General features: G+C 67.9%; 11 protein-coding genes and 3 pseudogenes. 11 read left to right on the forward strand and 3 right to left on the reverse strand.

From position 1 onward, the window contains the following. Positions 1–2: 2 nt before the first annotated feature. Positions 3–1,457 (forward strand): MFS transporter, encoded by a 1,455-nt coding sequence (locus GA0115254_RS42485; protein WP_093900592.1) that lies wholly within the window; start codon positions 3–5, stop codon positions 1,455–1,457. Positions 1,458–1,544: 87 nt separating this feature from the next. On the opposite strand, the gene GA0115254_RS42490 is transcribed toward GA0115254_RS42485, so the two are convergent. After that, positions 1,545–2,390, reverse strand: a complete 846-nt coding sequence (locus tag GA0115254_RS42490) for a class I SAM-dependent methyltransferase (RefSeq protein ID WP_093900593.1) — start codon at positions 2,388–2,390, stop codon at positions 1,545–1,547. 121 nt (positions 2,391–2,511) lie between these two features. On the opposite strand from GA0115254_RS42490, the gene GA0115254_RS42495 reads away from it, so the two are divergent. Beyond that, entirely contained in the window at positions 2,512–3,126 is a 615-nt protein-coding gene (locus GA0115254_RS42495) for a TetR/AcrR family transcriptional regulator (RefSeq protein WP_093900594.1), read from the forward strand. 550 nt (positions 3,127–3,676) lie between these two features. Here the strand turns inward: GA0115254_RS42495 and GA0115254_RS42500 are convergent. Beyond that, positions 3,677–4,303 (reverse strand): hypothetical protein, encoded by a 627-nt coding sequence (locus GA0115254_RS42500; RefSeq protein WP_141721011.1) that lies wholly within the window; start codon positions 4,301–4,303, stop codon positions 3,677–3,679. Positions 4,304–4,502: 199 nt separating this feature from the next. Beyond that, a complete protein-coding gene (locus tag GA0115254_RS47140; protein ID WP_256103108.1) occupies positions 4,503–5,366 on the reverse strand; it encodes a Crp/Fnr family transcriptional regulator in 864 nt (287 codons plus the stop codon). Between the two features lie 32 nt (positions 5,367–5,398). On the opposite strand from GA0115254_RS47140, the gene GA0115254_RS42510 reads away from it, so the two are divergent. The 9 genes and pseudogenes from GA0115254_RS42510 to menC all read left to right on the forward strand — a co-directional run bounded on the left by GA0115254_RS42510 (position 5,399) and on the right by menC (position 18,524). Continuing rightward, positions 5,399–5,869, forward strand: coding sequence for a CU044_2847 family protein (locus GA0115254_RS42510; RefSeq protein ID WP_256103109.1), 471 nt, complete (start codon positions 5,399–5,401; stop codon positions 5,867–5,869). 15 nt (positions 5,870–5,884) lie between these two features. Beyond that, positions 5,885–8,005 (forward strand): VMAP-C domain-containing protein, encoded by a 2,121-nt coding sequence (locus GA0115254_RS42515; RefSeq protein WP_093900596.1) that lies wholly within the window; start codon positions 5,885–5,887, stop codon positions 8,003–8,005. Positions 8,006–8,011: 6 nt separating this feature from the next. Further along, positions 8,012–9,040 carry an AAA family ATPase gene (locus GA0115254_RS42520; protein ID WP_093900597.1) on the forward strand — a complete coding sequence of 343 codons (1,029 nt, stop codon included), beginning with the start codon at positions 8,012–8,014 and terminating at the stop codon, positions 9,038–9,040. Further along, positions 9,037–10,476 (forward strand): annotated as a pseudogene (locus GA0115254_RS47310) (SAV_2336 N-terminal domain-related protein); the annotation flags it as partial. The gene GA0115254_RS42520 and the pseudogene GA0115254_RS47310, both read left to right, overlap by 4 nt. Positions 10,477–10,674: 198 nt before the next feature. Then, positions 10,675–12,519, forward strand: a pseudogene (locus GA0115254_RS47145) (DUF2075 domain-containing protein); the annotation flags it as partial. Positions 12,520–14,086: 1,567 nt separating this feature from the next. Continuing rightward, positions 14,087–14,374: pseudogene (locus tag GA0115254_RS42530) on the forward strand (cysteine hydrolase family protein); the annotation flags it as partial. An 880-nt stretch (positions 14,375–15,254) separates the two neighbouring features. After that, positions 15,255–16,451 carry a M20 family metallopeptidase gene (locus GA0115254_RS42535; RefSeq protein WP_093900599.1) on the forward strand — a complete coding sequence of 399 codons (1,197 nt, stop codon included), beginning with the start codon at positions 15,255–15,257 and terminating at the stop codon, positions 16,449–16,451. 13 nt (positions 16,452–16,464) lie between these two features. Beyond that, a complete protein-coding gene (locus GA0115254_RS42540) occupies positions 16,465–17,421 on the forward strand; it encodes a GNAT family N-acetyltransferase (protein ID WP_218105630.1) in 957 nt (318 codons plus the stop codon). Beyond that, entirely contained in the window at positions 17,418–18,524 is a 1,107-nt protein-coding gene (gene menC / locus GA0115254_RS42545) for an o-succinylbenzoate synthase (protein ID WP_093900600.1), read from the forward strand. The genes GA0115254_RS42540 and menC overlap by 4 nt, the downstream gene beginning before the upstream one ends. Positions 18,525–18,557 lie beyond the last annotated feature (33 nt).

The raw sequence follows: 18,557 nt of genomic DNA on the forward strand, positions 1-18,557 counted from the left end.
CGATGACCGCATCAGCCGCACCAAACGCACCAGCCGATTCGCGGAGATGGTCCGCGCTCGCCTTGATCGCCCTGGCTCAGTTCATCGTCATCATGGACACGTCGATCATCGGCGTGGCCCTGCCCAAGATGCAGGCCGACCTGGGCTTCTCCCAGGAGAACCTGTCGTGGGTTTTCAACGCCTACGTCGTCGCCTTCGGAGGGCTGCTGCTGCTCGGCGGACGACTCTCGGACCTGCTCGGTGCCAGACGCCTCTTCAGTGCCGGATGGGTCGTCCTCGCCGCAGGTTCCCTGACCGCGGGCCTCGCAGGTGAGGTCTGGGTCGAACTGGCCGGACGGGCCCTGCAGGGTTTGGGCGCCGCGCTGATCGCCCCGTCCGCCCTCACCCTGCTGATGACGCTGTTCGGCTCACGGCCCCAGGAGCTGGGGAAGGCCTTCGCCCTGTACGGCGCGGCCGCACCGGCCGGCGGTACCGCCGGAGTCTTCCTCGGCGGGGTCATCACCCAATACGCCAGCTGGCCCTGGGTGTTCTACATCAACATCCCCGTGGCCCTGATCGTCCTGGCCGCCACGCCCGCCGTCATGCCTTCGGGCGCGGGACGACGCGGCTCGATCGACCTCACCGGCGCGGTCACCGTCACGGCGGGTCTCGCCGCCGCCGTCTACGCCATCGTCCGGGCCCCCGAGACCGGTTGGGGTTCCGCCGAGACGTGGCTGGTCCTCCTGGCAGGCGTGGCGCTGATCGCGGCGTTCGTCGCGATCCAGTCCAAGCGACGCGAACCGCTGATGCGGCTGGGAATCTGGCGCGCACCCAACCTGGCCGGTGCCAACATCGCCCAGCTGCTCATGGCCGCCGCGTGGATACCCATGTGGTTCTTCCTCAACCTCTACCTGCAGCAGGTCCTGGGACTGGACGCCTTCGCCTCCGGCTCCGCGCTGCTGCCCATGACGGTCGCCATCATGATCATGATGATTGTCCTGGCGCCGCGCCTGATCTCGCGGTTCGGGCCCAAGCCCCTCATCGTCCTGGGGCTGTTCGCGCTCGGCGCGGGCATGTTCTGGCTCTCGCTCGCCCGCCCGGACGGAAACTTCTGGGTCGACGTCCTGCCCGCCTCCCTGCTCTCGGCGGTGGGCATGTCGCTGGCGTTCATCCCGTCGCTCGGCACCGCGCTGTCCAGCGCTCGCCCGGAGGAGGGCGGCCTCGCCTCGGGGATCGTCAACACCAGCTACCAGGTCGGCTCCGCCCTCGGTCTCGCCGCCATGACCGCACTCGCCGCCGCGCACGGCGCCCGCGAACCCGAGGACCCGGTGGCACTCACCAACGGCTTCTCCGCCGCCTTCCTCGGTGCCGCGGCCCTCGCGGTGGTCGGCGCCTTGGCCGCCCTGCTGACCCTGCGCACCGCACCCGCCGCCGAGAGTGCGGGCAGCGGCGACCAGCCGGAAAAGGCCACAGCCTGAAAAGGGGCGACTGTTCTCCGGCGACTACGGCCGGGCGGCGCCCGCTGCCGGGCGGGTGTCCGCCCCGGCAGCGGACGCCGCCCTCGGTCACCCGGGCCGGCGGGCGGTGACCAGCAGGGCGGCGCTGCGCAGTTGGAGTGTTCCTGACCGCTCGCGGGGTCGCAGGAGGTCGACGAGCCTCCGCCGGGCGCGATCCCGGACATCCTCCCCGGCCTGGCTCATCAGATGCCGGCCGGGGCCGGAGTCCAACAGGAAGGCGGCGGCGTCGACGGCGTCCCGGCCCCATGTCCCGTACGCCTCGACGGGTGCGGTGCCGATGGCCTCGTACCCGGCGCGGGACAGTACGTCGCGCACGGTCGCCGGGTCCGACAGCGAGAACATGCCGGGGCCTCCCGGGGCACCCAGTCCGCCGACGGGCAGGATGTCTCGCAGCCCCTGGATGGCCTGCAGCCACTCGGTCCGGCCGGGCTCCGCAGGGCACACGAAGGCGATACGGCCACCGGGGCGCAGGGCCCGACCGATGTTGGTGAAGGCGGTGACGGGATCGTCGAAGAACATCACCCCGAAGCGGCTGATCGCGACATCGAAGGTGCCGGGACCGAACGGATGGACCTGGACGTCCGCCTGCTCGAACGTCACATGGCCGAGCGCCTCGCACTGCGCGGACTCCCGCGCACGGGCGAGCATCGGGGCAGACAGGTCCAGGCCCGACGCCCGGCCGCCACTCGCCCGCCGTGCGGCAAGACGGGTGGTGCACCCCGCCCCGCAGCCGATGTCGAGGACGCGGTCCCGTTCAGTGATCGCTGCGGCGGCAAGGAGCGGTTCGTTGAATCCTTCGTTCACACCGTCCCAGCGGTCCTGGTTGTTGGCCCAGTAGTTCCCCTCGTAACCGTTCCATGCCTTTTCCTGGTCCCTGTTGGCAATGCGTTGCATGTGGTGTTGCTCCCCGATGGATGCAGGCGCCCAGGAGACGTCAGACAACTAGTATGGGCGGGCGCCCATACAAGGTATGGGCAATCGCCCATACTGTAAACACGTTGAGAGGGAGGGGCCCATGTCACCGCGAGGTGTGACGACTCCGGACGTCCGTGAGCGGCTGTTCACCGCCGCGGAGCGGGTGCTGGAGCGTGAGGGGCCGGGAGCCCTGACGAGCAGAGCGATCACCGGTGAGGCCGGCTGCGCGAAAGGCCTTCTGCACGCGCACTTCTCCGGACTCGACCAGTTCGTCGCGGAGTTGGTCCTGGACCGTTTCGCGCGAGTGGCCCGGCACGCCGAAGAACTCCGGGAGCGGGTGGGGCGGGGCACCGTCGCGGAGAACCTTCTCGGTATCGCTCTCGCGCTCCTGGCCTCGGCCGGCCCCACCGTCGCCGGCCTGGCGCTCACCCGCCCTGCGGCGTCCGTGCGGATCCGCGAGGCCCTGGAGGGCGGTGCGCCGGGCTTCGACACGGTCCAGGACGCGATCGCCGACTACTTGGACGCCGAACGGCGGGGCGGCCGGATCGCGGTACGGGCCGACACCGCCTCCGCGGCCCTCGCCCTGGTCGGGGCCCTCCACCACCTGCTCATGACCGGCGGACACGACGGACGGAACGCACAGGATCGGGTCGGGCGACTGGTGGCCCTGCTCGAAACCACCCTGCGGCGCGGGCCCGACGACGTCGCCGAGTGAGCCGGTGCGAGGAACGGGGGCGCTGCCGCGGATCGCCGGAGATGCAGCGCCGTCGTTGGCCGGGGGAGCTTCCGTGTGGATGTCTTCGACCTGTTCGCGATGACGCATCATGTTGAGTGTGTCGCTGTTCTAGAGCCAGTGACGAAGGGCGTCTGAACTGCGGTTTTGCAGTTTCGTTGAGCTTGTTCGAGCTGCTTTCGGGGCTTGGGCGGGTGCATCGTGTGGAGTGCGTTGCGCCACTCGATCTGATCTGCGGAGCGGTGCTGGCGCGACGCCTCGGTCCCACCGTTCTGTGCTCGTGACAGGTGGTGCTGTCTGCGGTCGCCTGTGGCGTCCTGACGGCTCGGTGGGCAGGCCGTGTAGGCAAAGTCGCGCAGGACCTTGGGTGGGCTCGTCCCGGACCCTGCTCGTTGGAGGATGTAGGTCGGCCACTCGGGATTCGTGAAGCCATGCCCGAAGCGATCGTGCTGGTGCAGCGTCTGGCAGCTGCGGAAGCGGTGCGGGCCCTGCTCGCCCTCTGGCCGCACCGTAGGAGGCGGGGATCCCGCGGCTATGGCGTTCCCGTCCTGTTGGGTAGCGGTGCGGTGCTCGCCTGTCGGCGCGATTGTCCTTCCCATTCTCGCCGCTCCCTCTGTTCGCGCTCTTCGCGCCGGAGGCGTTGCGCGTTGACGACGGCTTCGAGGCTGGGCAGTCGCCAGTGCTTGGGGTGTATGGATGCGAGGAGTTGGTTGAAGGTGTCGAGCGAGTGCTCGTCGTCGATGGACTCACCTCGGTCGGCCTCGAGCCGCGTTCGGATCTCCAGCCAGCGGTGTGCCCATTCGCTGATGTGCCAACTGGTCATGGCGTCGAGATAGCGGACGGCGGGGCGGGTGCCGTTGATGCGATGTTGCTGGTTGAGGGATTGGCGCCCGGCGTGGATCTGTTCAAATTGCCAGAGCAGGTTGAAGTACTGGTCGAGGACTATGTCGGAGGTTTCGTCCGTGGGCCCGGTCCCGCGCCTGTAGCGCTCCAGGATGCCGCGGGACTTCGCGGTGTTGGCTGAGGTGAGGTTGTTGAAGAGGGAGCGGGCGAGTTCGAAGCCGGCGCGGGCGCTGTTGCCGCGCGTGGTGTACGCGGCGATGCACGCACTGATCACGGCAATGCTGGCAGACACGAGGGCAGTGTTGGTGGAGTTCATGCTCGGCAGCATGGCCCGCCCGGAGCCAGGTCATGCACAGCTTGAGCCGGTTCAGAGGCTAACGAGCTCGAGCACATGTTGGCTGCGTCGTGCCGGTACCTGTGATGACGGTTCGGGCTTCTGGGGGTAGAACCCGGTGATTCTGTAGGGCAGTTGCTGGAAGCGGACTCGGAAGTCCACGACCCACTCTTCGGACAGGTCATCCACGACGAGACTCGGTCACAGGGCACCTGCGTAGCGGGGGAGTTCGGCGTCGTCCTCTTCCAAGCCTAGGGCCTGAGGTCCGACTTCGGTGAGCAAGTCTGAGACGGTGAAGATGCCAGGAAGTTTGTCGATGCTGGCGACCAGGCGGTCCTAGCATTTGACTAGGGCGAGGATGTGGTTTCCGCGGGCGCGGTACCTCTTTGCCCCTTGGGCGGATTTCTTGGCCTGATGGTCGAGCCGGTCGGCCTCCCCAAGTTGAGGGGGAGGCCCGTTGTCGAGCCGGCCTGAGGCTGTGGCCAGAGGTAGTCGCTTGACGCTCATAGGGGGGCGGGCAGGATGAGATGTCGCGAACGAGGCGCCCACCACTGGACGTGGTGCGGACCCAGTCCTTCTCGCGCCAGGGCTTGAGCGCGTTGACCACCGCGTTGCGGGAAGCGCCAATCATCTGAGACAGCTCCGTTTGGGGCAGACGCACGGCAAGATCCGAAGCCGAAACGGATGCGGCCTCGACCAGCCGCGACAGAGCCGAGGCCAGACGCAGCGGCACTGATGCGGTGGCCAGTTCGAGCCGCACGGCCTCGGATTCCCTGACCCGGGCTATGGCATGGCGCAGGAGTGGGGCCAGCAGCTCATGCTCCTCAACGAACGTGAGGAAAGCGGCAGCCGGGATGATGCGGATCTGACAGGCCTCGGCGGCGATGACCGTGGCCGTGCGCGGCTGGGAGTCCAACACGGCCAGTTCGCCGAGTATCTCACCGGCGCCGCGCACGGCAAGAAGCGTCCTTTCAATGATGACCCGATCGAGCCGACGGACAGAGAACTTCCGATCGACCCGACTGCCCCGCTGGGTCCAGGCCACGGTAGGCGGACGTTCATGCCATCATGGTGCCTATGGGGGACGTGAATCTGACCTTTGACGACGGCTCGGTGGTGCGTCTGCACCTTGCCCCGGTCAAGGAAACTGCTGCGGTCGGTGTGGCGGCGTATGGACAGGCCGAGGCGGATGAGTCTCTTGAGCTTCCAGTGGGCTTCGGCTCCGCGCAGCCTGTCAGCGTCCATGACCGTATGGCGCAGGCACTCACCCGAGGAGGCGAAGCGCTTACGGAAGCGCTCCGTCCGCTGGGTGGCGTTCTGGATGGGATTCATCAGTCTCTAGCGGATTCCGTTCAACGACCAGACGAGGTGACCGTGGAGTTCGGGGTGACTCTCGGCAGCGATCTGAGCCTGGGGGTCTTCTCAGGTAAGGGCGAGGCAAGCTTCACTGTTTCAGCGAGCTGGCACTTCACCAGAAGCGCAGGGCCTGGTCTGTCCCCCGATGGGCCGCTTCCCGCGAACGGGGCGGCTGCGTCAACCGTTTCGTAACGGAAGCGGCGAGACGTGCTTCCTCCCCATCACGATGACGCGGCACTTCGCCGGTCGTTCATATCTGTCCTCGGACCGGACGGCTTCGTCGGCGCTGCCGTTCTGATCAGGGACTCCCTGGTCCTCACCTGTGCTCATGTCGTCAACGCGGCACTGGGGCGGGACGACTTCGAGACCTCCACTCCGGGGCCTGACAAGGTCATCCGGTTGCGGATGCCTCATGTGGACCGCGACCGGGAACTCACGGGCCGCGTCGATCACACGATGTGGCGTCCGCCAAGGCCGTATGCCTCGGCGGGTAGTGGCGCTTCCGCAGCTGGAAGACTGCCGTACTTCGGCGATCTAGCCGTGCTCAGACTCGGAGAGTCAGCTCCGGACGGCGCGGAGCCCGCACCCTTTCTGCCCGAGCGGGACGGGCATGAAGTCACCGCGCTGTGGGCCAGCGGCAACACACTGACAACCCTCCGTGCCCTGCCGCGTGCTGTGGCCGAGCCGTGGGTAGTACTCGACGTTGTGGCAGGCTCGCTGGTCGGCGGGTACAGCGGCGGACCGCTCTGGGACCGGGACCGCGAGGCGGTGGTAGGGATCGTTGTCGCTGCCCATGTAACCTCAGGCGCGGGTGAGGCATCGGCGTCCGCAGCCCCGCTGTATGCCATCGGGTTGCCCACGATCGAGGCCGAGCTTCCGGAACTCCCGCCGCTTGCCGTACCCATGGCAGGACTGGGCCGGCAACAGATGTTGGCTGTCCTGGAGCAGCTCTTGCCGGGCAGCGAGTCTGTCCGCAAGTGCGAGGAGAGGCTGGCCGCCAAGCTCTGCAGGGAATCGGCAGGCCAAGCTGCGGACTGCTACCGGCTGCTCGCCCTCGCTCTGAGCGTGCGGCGCGGGATACCAGAACTGCTGGATGTCGTCCGGGACCACTTGGCGGATGCCGGAATCAGTGAATCCCCGGCCACAAGGTGGCTCTGGGAGCAGCTGCTGAGCGTGGCCCGTGTGGTGAGCGAGCGGGACGTACTCACCGTGCAACAGCGGCGTGATCTGGTCGGTCTGCTGGCCCACTGCCACGCCGATTCCGCGGACCTGCTGCGCTCGGTGCTTCCGTACGCCGATGAGCTGCCGCGAGCGTCCGGCCTCGTTGAAGTCACTGACCTCTTGGAGGGATACGACCCGGTTGCTGGGCGCTTGATGCCTCCTCTGCTTCAGGCGGTCGTCAAGATCGCCCTCACGGAGGGCTGTGTCGGCAACGCCGTGGCGCGCGACCTTGATGCCTGGGTGACGAGGGTGGCACTTCGACTCGGAGTACCGGAAGCCGCAGTCGCTCAGTTCCGCGAGGACGTCCGTCCCGCTCCCCGTGATAGTTCGTCCGCTGTCGTGGGTCCCCGTGTCCAGGTTGAGTTGCTGCCCCTGGCCCCCGGCCATCGCTTCACCTTTCAGATCTGGGTCTGGGACGCCGAAGGGCGTCACGAGGTGGTTCTGGTACAGGACTCCGAGGTCTCCAGCGAGCAAGTGGTCGAGGGGATCCGGAGAGTGCTCCGCAATGAGGTACAGGAACACGTGGACCAAGCCCTGGTGGAGTTCTTCGTGGCACCCTCCTGGCTGCGACTCGACGTCGATACCTGGAAGTTGGCGGGGAACGAGGACGACAGCGACTTCCTGCTCGGCATCAGCCGCAGGGTCGTTCTGCGTAGTTCCAGCCGGACACGTGAGACCTACTCCGGCTGGAAGCGGCGTACCAAGGCCCTTCTGTCCTCTCAGCCCCTTGTTCTCGACCATCACTCGGCGGACCCCACGGTCGCCCAGGCGCGGCTCGAAGCGACTCCGGACGCGGGCATCGTCATCATGTGTTGCGAGCAGCAGCACCAGAACCGAGTGCTCCGACAATGTCTCCAGGCCGGTGTGCACACCGTCCTGTGGCACCGGCAGAACCACGATACGGAAACAGCCAAGAGGCTGCTCGACCTGCTGCAAGGGATCGGGCACGCCGATATTCCGGAGACGGTACGTCTCGAACGGGCTAGAGCATTGGTGGACCCCGAGTGTCTGACACATCATGGTCGCCGCTTGTCGCTTCTCTACGACGGGCCGGATCACAGGCCGCCGCCGCTCGCCCCCGATGCCTGGGCGCTCACTCAACCCTGAACCACCATGTCAAGGAGAGCGACTGTGTCGCACAACGCTGCATCCGACCAGGTCCCCGGCGAGTCAGCCGAGGACTGGTGGGTGTTCCGCGGCCCGGCAGACCTGCCCCCTCCACCCCCCTGGCGGAGCCTCGCGGGCTCGAAGCAGACTCCGGCGGCTCAGCAGTACCTGTTGAGCTCGCAGCACGTGGCGGTCGTCAATGCCGCACTGCATCTGCGTCGTCCGTTGTTGGTCACCGGGCGTCCTGGCACCGGCAAGAGCTCTCTCGCTCATGCCATCGCTGAGGACCTGGGATTGGGCAATGTACTTCGCTGGCCGGTCAACAGCCGCTCCACGCTGGAGGACGCCCTCTACCGCTACGACGCGGTGGGCCGGCTGCGAGAGGTGTCGCTGGAACGTGAGAGGCGCATGGCACGCGGCGTGCCGAGGAAGCTGCGGCACCGTGCTCGGGGCCACCAGTCGGATATCGGGGACTATCTGCGGCTCGGCCCGTTGGGGACGGCTCTCGCCACTCCGGACCGCCCGCAGGTTCTGCTCATCGATGAGCTCGACAAAGCCGACATCGATCTCCCCAATGATCTCCTCGTGGTGCTGGAGGAAGCAGAGTTCGAGATTCCCGAACTCGCGAGGCTACCCGAGGAGCAGCAGACCGTGAACGTCCTCGTCACCGGAAGCAGGAAGCGTGTCCAGGTCCACCGCGGCACGGTGTCGTGTCAGCACTTTCCGATCGTCGTCATGACCAGTAATGGGGAGAGGGATTTCCCGCCGGCCTTCCTCCGCCGCTGCGTACGCCTCGATCTGCAGGACCCCGACGAGCAGAAACTCCGCGACATCATCCAACTCCATCTGGGTGAGGAGGCACTTGCCGACGCGGAAGACCTCATCCAGAACTTCCTGCAGAGAGCGGCCACACAGACGCTCGCTACCGATCAACTCCTGGCCGCGGTACACCTCCGCGTGACGGGAGCCGATCTGAGTCGCGAGCAGCTGATCAACACTGTCATGCACCGTCTTGACGAGGTCTTCCCAGGATGATTGACCGTCTACGACGGATCCTGGACAGCCTCGGCCACCCACTCGGCAGTGCGGAGTTGCTGGACGTTCTCCTGCTGGCCCGAACCATGGCAGCGAGCAGGAAGGACGTCCTCAGCACGACCGGATCGGGGGCGGGAAAGGAGGCCGATCTCCAGGCCGACGACTCCTTGGGGCCCGCCTCAGATTCCGAACAGATGGCCGACCTGGCGGAGACGTCCGGCACAGGCCCGGAAGGTGGGGAGAGGCAGCAGCCGGGAACGCCCTCACCGGGAAAGCGCCACATGCTCTTCCCGGATACGAGACCGCAGGACCCGTCGACCGGCTCCGCCGCTCACTCGCTGAGAATCCCTGGGCCTCGTGCCCTGCCGGGCGCGAACCACCTGGTCCGGTCACTGCGTCCGCTGCGTGAACACCGGGAGCATCCGCGTCGTACCGTCGTTGATGTGGAGGCCACGGTCCGGCTCGCCGCGGAGTCGGACATCTTCGATGTGGTGCTCCGCCCTACCAGTGAGCTACAGAACACCGCTGTTTTTCTGATCGACGACTCCCCGTCCATGCGCGTGTGGCGATCGCTGCTGTCGGAAGTCGGCCGTCTAGTGGAGCGCAGTGGGGTCTTCCGCACCGTTGAGATCCGTAAGTTCACGCCGGAAGAGCTGGTCCGGCGGCACCGTGTGCGGAGCGTCGGCCCCTCCGTCGTCTTCCTGTTGACGGACGGTGTTCATCGGGCCTGGGCGAGCTCGGCCATGGCCAACGCCGTCGCAGCCCTGGGGGCACGCGGACCGGTCACTGTCCTGACACCCCTGCCCCAGCGACTCTGGCGCGCCACAGGGTTCCAGCCGCAGCCGTGCCTCCTCAGGGCAACCCAGCGGTTCCCGGCGATACGCGAGTTGTCCATGCTCGACCCCGTGACGGGGGAGTGCCTGCAACTCGGCCCTGGCCGTGTGCCGCTGCCGGTCGTAGCACTGTCACCGTCGTCGCTCGCCTCGTGGGCGCAGCTGATGACTCGGCCTACCGCTTCACAAATGATCGAATCCGCCCTGCTGGGGTCCCCGGGTGCCAGCCCGCCGGCAGAACCGGTGACCGCAGATGAGAGTGCGCCGCCGGACAAGCTGATCGCCGCCTTCCGCGGATCCTTCTCCCCACAGGCCTACAGTCTCGCAGTCAGGCTCTCGGCCATCACGACGCTCAGCCCGCTCGTCATGCAGCTCGTGCGCACCGCCACCCTGCCCGAGGCCACGTCCACGCACGTGGCGGAAGTGCTGCTCGGAGGTTTGCTCCAGCGCCGGGACGACGCGGCCGACACGCAGGAGCTCCCGGAGACGCTACGCGAGCACGACCTCTACACCTTCCGCCCCGGTGTGCGCGAGCTTTTGGCCACCGGGCTGAGCAGGGCGCAGACCCACGAGGTGACCGTGGCCGTAGGCCGCGCCCTCGCGCCCTATCTGGGCAGGCTGCCGGACTTCTCGGTCCTTGTGCCCGATGTGGCGGGCACCCACCGGATCTCCGAGGAGGCGTTGCCTTTCGCAGCGCTGGCAGGCCCCCGCACCGATAGCGCACCGAGTCCTACGGCATCGAGCGTAGCGGGCTCGGATATCGGTGGCCAGGAGACCTCCGCCGCGTTGGGCGGGGCCGCGCTGTTCCGGGCACCCGCTCGCGTCGTCGCGGCGGACGCTCTGCGGGGGTCGCTGATCCTGCTCCTCATCGAACAGCACGTGAGTGCCTTGGGGAGACGACCGACCGCTGCCCGGGTCCGCGCGTGGGAACAAGATCTTCCAGAGCTGGCAGCCGCGCTCATGGACGTGGGTCTCGGCGAGGTCGAGATGCTGATCGAGTACGGACTTCCGATGAGCAGCTTCCACGTCTCCGTGGTCCTGGCAGGCTTGCACCCCGTCCATTCGGCTCCCTCCTATGTGCTCGTCGAGCTGAAGCCGTGGACCCGGGCCACACTCGATGAGGACGATCCGGTCCTGTGTTACGGGGATGCCACCTCGCGTCCAGTCCTCAATCCCGTCGAACAGGTACGGCGCTACCGCGAGTACCTGATCCGGGTCACCAGAACGCTGTCCCGGAACCCGGAACGCGTCAGTGGAGTCGCCTACCTGCCCAGAGCCACCGAAGCGGGCCTGAGCGGGTTGCGTGAGCTCGAACGTGATGCCCGGGTCCACTTGTTCACTGGTGAAAGACGCAGGGAGTTCCTCGACCATCTGCGTGCGAGGTTCAGCGACAGCCGGGCAGGAGAACGCGCGGCCGACGAACTCCTCCAGGCCACTTCCGTCCGTTCCGACCGACTCATGGCCGTCGCGGCGCAAGAGGTAAGGGACCGGCAACAGTTCATGCTTCTGGACGAGCAGCAGGTCGCGTACCGCTTGGTACTCAACGCCGTGGAGAAGGCGAAGGACGCCGACCGCAAGGAAGTCGTCATCGTCACGGGCGGGCCCGGCACCGGCAAGAGTGTGATTGCTCTCCAGTTGCTCGGCGAGCTGTACCGGCGCGGCGTCCCAGTGTTGCATGCCACAGGGTCGCAGGCATTCACCAAGACGATGAGGAAGGTCGCTGGAGCCCGGAAGCGGGAGGTCCAGGACCTGTTCAAGTACTTCAACAGCTTCATGACCGCCGAGAAGAACAGTCTGGGTGTCCTGATCTGCGACGAGGCCCACCGCATTCGGGAAACCTCGGCCAACCGTTACACCCCTGCCGCGCATCGGACCGGCAGGGCCCAGGTCGACGAACTCATCGATGTCGCCAGTGTGCCTGTCTTCTTCCTCGACGAACATCAAGTCGTCCGCCCGGGCGAGATGGGCACCGTGGCCGCGATCACGGCGGCTGCCCAAAGGAAGGGCCTGCCTGTCCGCGTGGTACCGCTAGGGGGCCAGTTCGGCTGTGGCGGCAGCGCCGCATATCTGAACTGGGTGGTGAGGCTCCTTGAGTTGGAGCCGGGCGGTCCGGCGCGCTGGGAGCCGGACGGCCGGATGCAACTTCTGGTCGCGGAAAGCCCGGAGGAGATGGAGGCGTTCCTTGCGGCTCGCCGATCCGAGGGACACAGCGCCCGCATGACCGCGGGCTACTGCTGGAGGTGGTCGTCAGAGCCCAAGCCGGGTGACCCGCTTCCCTTGGACGTGGTGATCGGTGACTGGGCCCGTCCATGGACCCTTAGGGGCGATCGCTCCGTTTCCGGGGCACCGCCTTCCGCCCTGTGGGCTACCGATCCGGCCGGCTTCGGACAGATGGGCGTCATCTACACGGCGCAGGGCTTCGAGTACGACTGGAGTGGAGTCGTCCTCGGCCCCGACTTGGTCTGGCGGGGGGACCGCTTCGTCACGGACCGCACGTCGTCCAAGGACCCAGTGTTCAGCCGGTCCGTTTCGGACGCTGAAACGGACCGGCTGATCCGCACCGCTTACAAGGTTCTGCTCACCCGCGGCTTGATGGGCACAGTCGTCTACTCGACAGACGCGGAGACCCGCGCGCAGTTGCGCGACCAGGGGGCGCAGCCGCTGCATGGACATTCCAGTCGAGCTGAGGAGTCGGCCGTCGCCGCGCTCACGAATTGGCCGCACCGGCTCGCCGACCTCAGCCCTCGCATCACCGCCGGCTTTCATGAGACGAACGGCCGTGCAGCGGGTTTCTTCGATCGGTACCCGGGACCGGTCGAAGGCTGGCAGGACGTCATCCTTCAGGGCTCGTTCATCAGCGCTGCTACGCCGTTCCACAAGCAGCCGCCGGAGGGTAGAGCAAGAGGCGTGCACGAGAGCGAGAGCTGGAATCATCTGCGCCTTGCGGCGGACGCTGTGCCGCGCACGAACTACCGTCCTACCGGGCCCCCCGCACGGTATCTCAGCGCCCAGGACCGCTGGGTGGACCACGACCGGCTCACTCAGCTCCTGGGTGATCCGGTAGCTGTCCTGGCGGCGCATGCCGATGTCAGTGCGACCGATCTCGAATCGCAAGGGGGAGACCGCGACAAGGCCGCCGAAACAGTGCTCCGAGCAGCGAGCACACGGCCATGCTCGGAGTTCTATCGAGTGGCATGGCGAGCCTTGATCTCCCCCGACACGGAGCGGAGTCTGCATGCTGCACTCGTCCCGCCAGGGGCGAACCACCTCCACACGATGCGCAGCGCCGCACTGCCGTCGCCGCGACTGACGGTACTCACAGCAGGGTTCTTTGCTTCGCTTCCCTTGGACGACTTCCTCCGCAGATCAGGCCGCCTCCGTCTGGACACCTCCGCCGTCGGGGACATGCCTGCGCCCTCACCGGAACACCCCTTGGAATCAGCGCTGCTCCTGCGTACTCTCCGGCTGAACTGCCAGACCAACGCTTATGCTCCCCTCTGGGAAGAGCTGTACGACTCTTCCTGGCGCCAGGATGCCTGGGCCGCCTCCGCGCACTGGCCCGAATCCACGCCTCCACTCACCGAAGGTGTAGGCCCCACCTGGAACAGCGACGTCCCCCTCCGTACGGAGTTCGCACGCAGGGCGGCCCTTGTCGAAATAGATGCCCTCGTCGCAGTCTGGCTTGGTATCAGCGCGGACGCATTAGTGACCATGTACGACTCCAGGTTCCCCGTTCTACAGCGAAACGAGGAGAGCATGTGGTTCGACGCGACCGGTCGCCGCATCGCCGAGCTGCGTCGGCAGCACGGTTACGATCAGCCCAAGGTCGCCTGGGGACAACTGAGTTCCCATGAGCGCTTTCCGAGCGAATGCAACGTTCCTGACGGGTACGCCGGCCCGCTCTACCGAGCACACCGCAAGGACGAGATGCGGGAAGCGCACGCGGAGTTCAGCCGCCGTCTGAGTGAGATCGGCCGAATGCCGGGTGACACTCGGCACCCGGACTTCCTGTGAACTCTCGCTTGATTTCCGCGCCGCCGGGATGAGCGTCGGCGTGGTGCGCAAGGCGACCAGCGTGAAATGGCCGCAGCCCACGCTCAGACCTGCCGACCTGCGCACCTTCCGAAGCAGTCACCATGCCCGAGCCCGCATGGGGTCCGACCATCAGGACCCGTCCCGTTCCAACGCCCAACGACTCTGTAGTGGAGGCTACTTGAGCCATGCCCTTCTCGTGATGGACGTTCAGCAGGCCGTCGTGGACATCGCTGACGACGACTCCGGATACCTGCCGCGCCTGCGCAGGGCGATCGACGGGGCCCGGGCGGCGGACATCCCCGTGACCTACGTGGTCATCGGGTTATTTCCCGGCTTCCCGGAAGTCGGGACACGCAACAAGGCTCTCCTTGCCATCGCACAGGCCGGCCTCTTCGTCGAGGGCGCCTCGGGCACCGAGATCCACCCTGAGGTCGCGCCCTGGCCGGGCGACGTGGTGGTCACCAGAGACGGGCGAGCGCCCGCACAGCGGCTCGGCCAGCGTCCCCGGAAGCGGCATACGGCCTCGTTCTTGACCTCGGCGGCTCGCCCTGCCGGGGGCCGTCGTGCACCACACGGGACAGCTCACTTCCCCCGATTCGGTTGAACTGGGGGAGCCAGCCGCACTTTCGATCTCACCGCGGTCCTGACTCCCGATCCCACCGGGACGAGCGGTCTGCGTCTGATCACCTCCGCGGACGGGGCCGAGTATCTCGGCATCAGCCTCGACCCTACCGGCGACTTCCTTGTCGAGCCGTGGGATCTGGCGGGTCAAACGAGTATCGGCCGTGACGCTCGTTTGACGCTCCGGGCGCCCAACAGCAGGTCACCTGCCTTCGAAAACTGCACTTGACCTGTAGATTCTGTCATCCCAGTCAGGAGTGACGTGTTTCCGATGACGCATCATGTGGAGTGCGTGGCGATCCTTGAACCGGCCGCAAAGGCCGTCCGACCTGAAGGTTCGAGTGGTGTGCGGTAGGTGCGCCGTTGGGGTCACGGGCGATATCTCGGCGCTGAAATGACGCTCTCCGAGGCATCTTGACGCTCTTTCTGATGAGTCGTCAGGATCTTTGGGTCGCGGGTCAGATGGTTTGCCGTCCCCGCGGCAATGGGCGGTAAGGCCTGAGCCGGTTCACTGCACTGGAGGCCCGGTTCATCGCCCCACCCCAATCGAGCACATCGATATTGGCCGACCGGACAGATCCCACCGCGGCGCAGCTCACGATGCTGGGCAGATGCGTCGACTGGAGGTGTCCGCCGTGACAGAACACCGCGCCGTGGTGAATCGAACCACTGGACAGGAGGACGGTGCCCGGCCGGAGAGCCGGGAACGAGAGCGTGCGGCCGCGATGATCGCAGACGTCGAGCGGCTGGTGCGCTGCGAGTCCCCCTCGGAGGATCTGGCCGCGGTCGCCCGCAGCGCCGAGCTGGTGGCCCGGATCGGCGCCGGTCACCTCGGGGCCGAGGCGGAGCGGGTAGTCATCGATGGATGCACGCATGTGCGGTGGCGCTTCGGGCACACCCCGCGCGTGCTGCTCATCGGGCATCACGACACGGTGTGGCCGGTCGGGTCGTTGAAGAGCCATCCGTTCGAGGTTCGCGACGGAGTGCTGCGTGGACCCGGTTGCTTCGACATGAAGGCCGGCCTGGTGATGGCGTTCCACGCCTTGGCGGACCTGATCGGCACGGGGGCACGGACGAGTGTGTCCGGACCCGGGGCCGCGCATCCGCTGGACGGCGTCACCCTCCTCATCACCGGTGACGAGGAGCCGGGTTCGCCCTCGTCCCGGGAGCTCATCGAGGGTGAGGCCCGCTCCCACGCTGCCGCCCTCGTACTGGAGGCCGCCGGACCGGGTGGGGCCCTGAAGACGGAACGCAAAGGGGTGTCGCGCTACGAAGTGCTGGTTCGAGGACGTGCCGCCCACTCCGGCCTTGAGCCGGAGCGCGGCGTGAACGCGACGATCGAGGCCGCCCACCAGATCCTGGCCGTGGCCGCACTGGGCGATGCGGCACACGGCACGACTGTCACGCCGACCCGCCTGGAGGCGGGCACCACGAGCAACACCGTCCCCGCCTCGGCACGCTTCGACGTCGACGTCCGCGTACGGGACGCGGCGGAGCAGCACCGTGTGGACCGGGCGATGCGCGACCTGCGGGCCCGGCTGGCCGGCGCAGCCGTGGAGGTCACGGGTGGTCCGAACCGGCCGCCCTTGCAGGCCACCGCATCGAAGGATCTCTTTGCCCGGGCGTGCCGGCTCGCGACGGACCTCGGGCTCGGCCCGCTCACGCAGGTGGCCGTCGGCGGCGCCTCCGACGGAAATCTCGCCGCGGGAGTCGGCACCCCCACCCTCGACGGCCTGGGAGCGGTGGGCGGCGGCGCACATGCCGACGACGAACATCTGCTCGTCGCGGAGCTGCCGCGGCGGACCCGATTGCTCACCGCGTTGGTGGCCGGCCTCCTGGCACCACAGGACGGCTGTCCGGCCGGACGAAGCGGGAGCCCGCATCCTGTGCCCTCGAACCAGCAGCGCGAGCACCGGGGTTGAAACCATGACCTGCGTGACCGATCTCCTGCGCGACCGCACCGAATCCCCGCCCGTCGACGCGGCGTACGCCGCGGCTGAGACCGCCGCGCGCGTCGCGGGCATCGGCATCCGTTCCCTGGACAGTGTCAGTGAGCTCGAGGCCGTTCGGCGCCTGTACGAGCAGATCTGGCGCACCGGCGAGAACAGTCCGGTGGTGACCGCCGACCTGCTGCGTGCGCTGGCGAAGGCGGGCAGTTACGTCAGCGGCGCCTTCGTGGGGGACGAACTGGTCGGCTCCTGCTTCGGGTTCTTCTCCCCGCCGGCGCGCGCGGCCCTGCACAGCCACATCGCAGGGGTGCTGCCCCACGTGCGGCGGCGCAACGTCGGATTCGCCCTGAAACTGCACCAGCGGGCCTGGACGCTGGCGCGGGGTGTGGGCGAGATCTGCTGGACGTACGACCCCTTGGTGCGCCGCAACGCGTACTTCAACATCGCCAAGCTGGCTGCCGAGCCTGCCGAGTACCTGCCGGACTTCTACGGCCCCATCGACGACGGGATCAACCGCAGCGACGACAGCGACCGGATTCTGGTGCGGTGGCGTCTGGCGTCTCCGGAGGCCGAGTCGGTCTGCACCGGGCGGCCCAGGCCGGCCGACGCGGAAGTCGCCCTGTCGCGCGGAGCGACCGTCGCCCTCGGAGTCTCCACCACGGGCGCGCCGTCGGTGGGGCGCACCGGCGGCAACGCACGCACCGTACTGGTGGCCGTACCCGAAGACATCGAGGCACTGCGCGAGAGCGACCCGGCGTGCGCCGTGAGCTGGCGCACGGCGGTACGGGACGTGCTGGGCGGACTGCTCGCCGACGGCGCGCGGGTGCGCGGCTTCGACCCGGCGGGCTGGTACGTCGTGGACCGCGGAAGCCCGACGCAGGTCGCCGGCGGCACGCGCCGGCACGGAACACACCACAACGAAGCGCCACAGGAGACAGCGTGAAGGTCACCGGAGTCGAACTGCGCACCATCAAGGCACCCCTCGTATCCCCGTTCCGCACCTCGTTCGGCACCGAGACCGTGCGGGAGGCCCTCCTGGTGCGCGTCGTCACCGACGAGGCCGAGGGCTGGGGCGAGTGCGGCGCGGGCACCGCTCCTCAGTACTCGTCGCAGTACACGCACGCCGCCGCGGACGTCCTCAGCCGCTTCCTGGTCCCGGCGCTCGCCGGGGTGGCCGACCTCGACGCCCACCAGGTCGCCCCGGCTCTGGCCGTGTTCAAGGGGCACCGCATGGCCAAGGCCGCCCTGGAGACGGCGGTGCTGGACGCGGACCTCCGGGCCCGGGGGGTGCCCCTCGCACACGCCCTCGGCGCGGTCCGCGACAGAGTGCCGTGCGGGGTGTCGGTGGGGATCACGGAGTCGATCCCCGCGCTCCTCGACGCCGTCGCCGGATATCTGGACGCCGGCTATCTGCGGATCAAGCTGAAGATCGAACCAGGCTGGGACATCGAGCCGGTGCGCGCCGTCCGCGAACGGTTCGGCGACATCCTGCTGCAGGTGGACGCCAACGCCGCCTATCGCCGTGGCGACGCCCGCCATCTGGCCCGGCTCGACCCGTTCGCCCTCCTGATGCTGGAACAGCCTCTCGCGGAGGACGACCTCCTCGGCCACGCGGAACTCGCGAAGCGCATCACCACCCCGATCTGCCTCGACGAGTCGGTCGTCTCCGCCCGCGCCGCCGCCGACGCGCTCGTGCTCGGCGCCTGCCACGTGGTCAACATCAAGCCGGGCCGCGTCGGCGGCTATCTGGAGGCGCGGCGGATCCACGACGTCTGCGCGGCGCACGGCGTCCCCGTCTGGTGCGGCGGCATGCTCGAGACGGGACTGGGCCGCGCCGCCAATGTGGCGCTTGCCGCACTGCCCGGGTTCGTGCTGCCCGGCGACACCTCGGCCTCCGACCGCTACTACCGGACCGACATCACCGCACCGTTCCACCTCGTGGACGGACATCTCGCCGTGCCGACCGGGCCTGGCCTCGGCGTCACCCCCGTCCCGGAGCTTCTGGACGAGGTGACGGACTCGACGACCTGGTTGCCCGTCCCCTGAGGCCCCCACCGGGCCGGCCCGTTCGTCCGTCCG

Source organism: Streptomyces sp. Ncost-T10-10d (genome assembly GCF_900091955.1).
In the GTDB taxonomy this organism is placed as follows: domain Bacteria; phylum Actinomycetota; class Actinomycetes; order Streptomycetales; family Streptomycetaceae; genus Streptomyces.

Excerpts from the sequence above, each read along its gene's own strand:
- GA0115254_RS42485 (WP_093900592.1), top strand. The coding sequence starts at position 3 with ATGACCGCATCAGCCGCACCAAACGCACCAGCCGATTCGCGGAGATGG.
- GA0115254_RS42490 (WP_093900593.1), bottom strand. The coding sequence starts at position 2,390 with ATGCAACGCATTGCCAACAGGGACCAGGAAAAGGCATGGAACGGTTAC.
- GA0115254_RS42495 (WP_093900594.1), top strand. The coding sequence starts at position 2,512 with ATGTCACCGCGAGGTGTGACGACTCCGGACGTCCGTGAGCGGCTGTTC.
- GA0115254_RS42500 (WP_141721011.1), bottom strand. The coding sequence starts at position 4,303 with ATGAACTCCACCAACACTGCCCTCGTGTCTGCCAGCATTGCCGTGATC.
- GA0115254_RS42510 (WP_256103109.1), top strand. The coding sequence starts at position 5,399 with ATGGGGGACGTGAATCTGACCTTTGACGACGGCTCGGTGGTGCGTCTG.
- GA0115254_RS42520 (WP_093900597.1), top strand. The coding sequence starts at position 8,012 with ATGTCAAGGAGAGCGACTGTGTCGCACAACGCTGCATCCGACCAGGTC.
- GA0115254_RS42535 (WP_093900599.1), top strand. The coding sequence starts at position 15,255 with ATGATCGCAGACGTCGAGCGGCTGGTGCGCTGCGAGTCCCCCTCGGAG.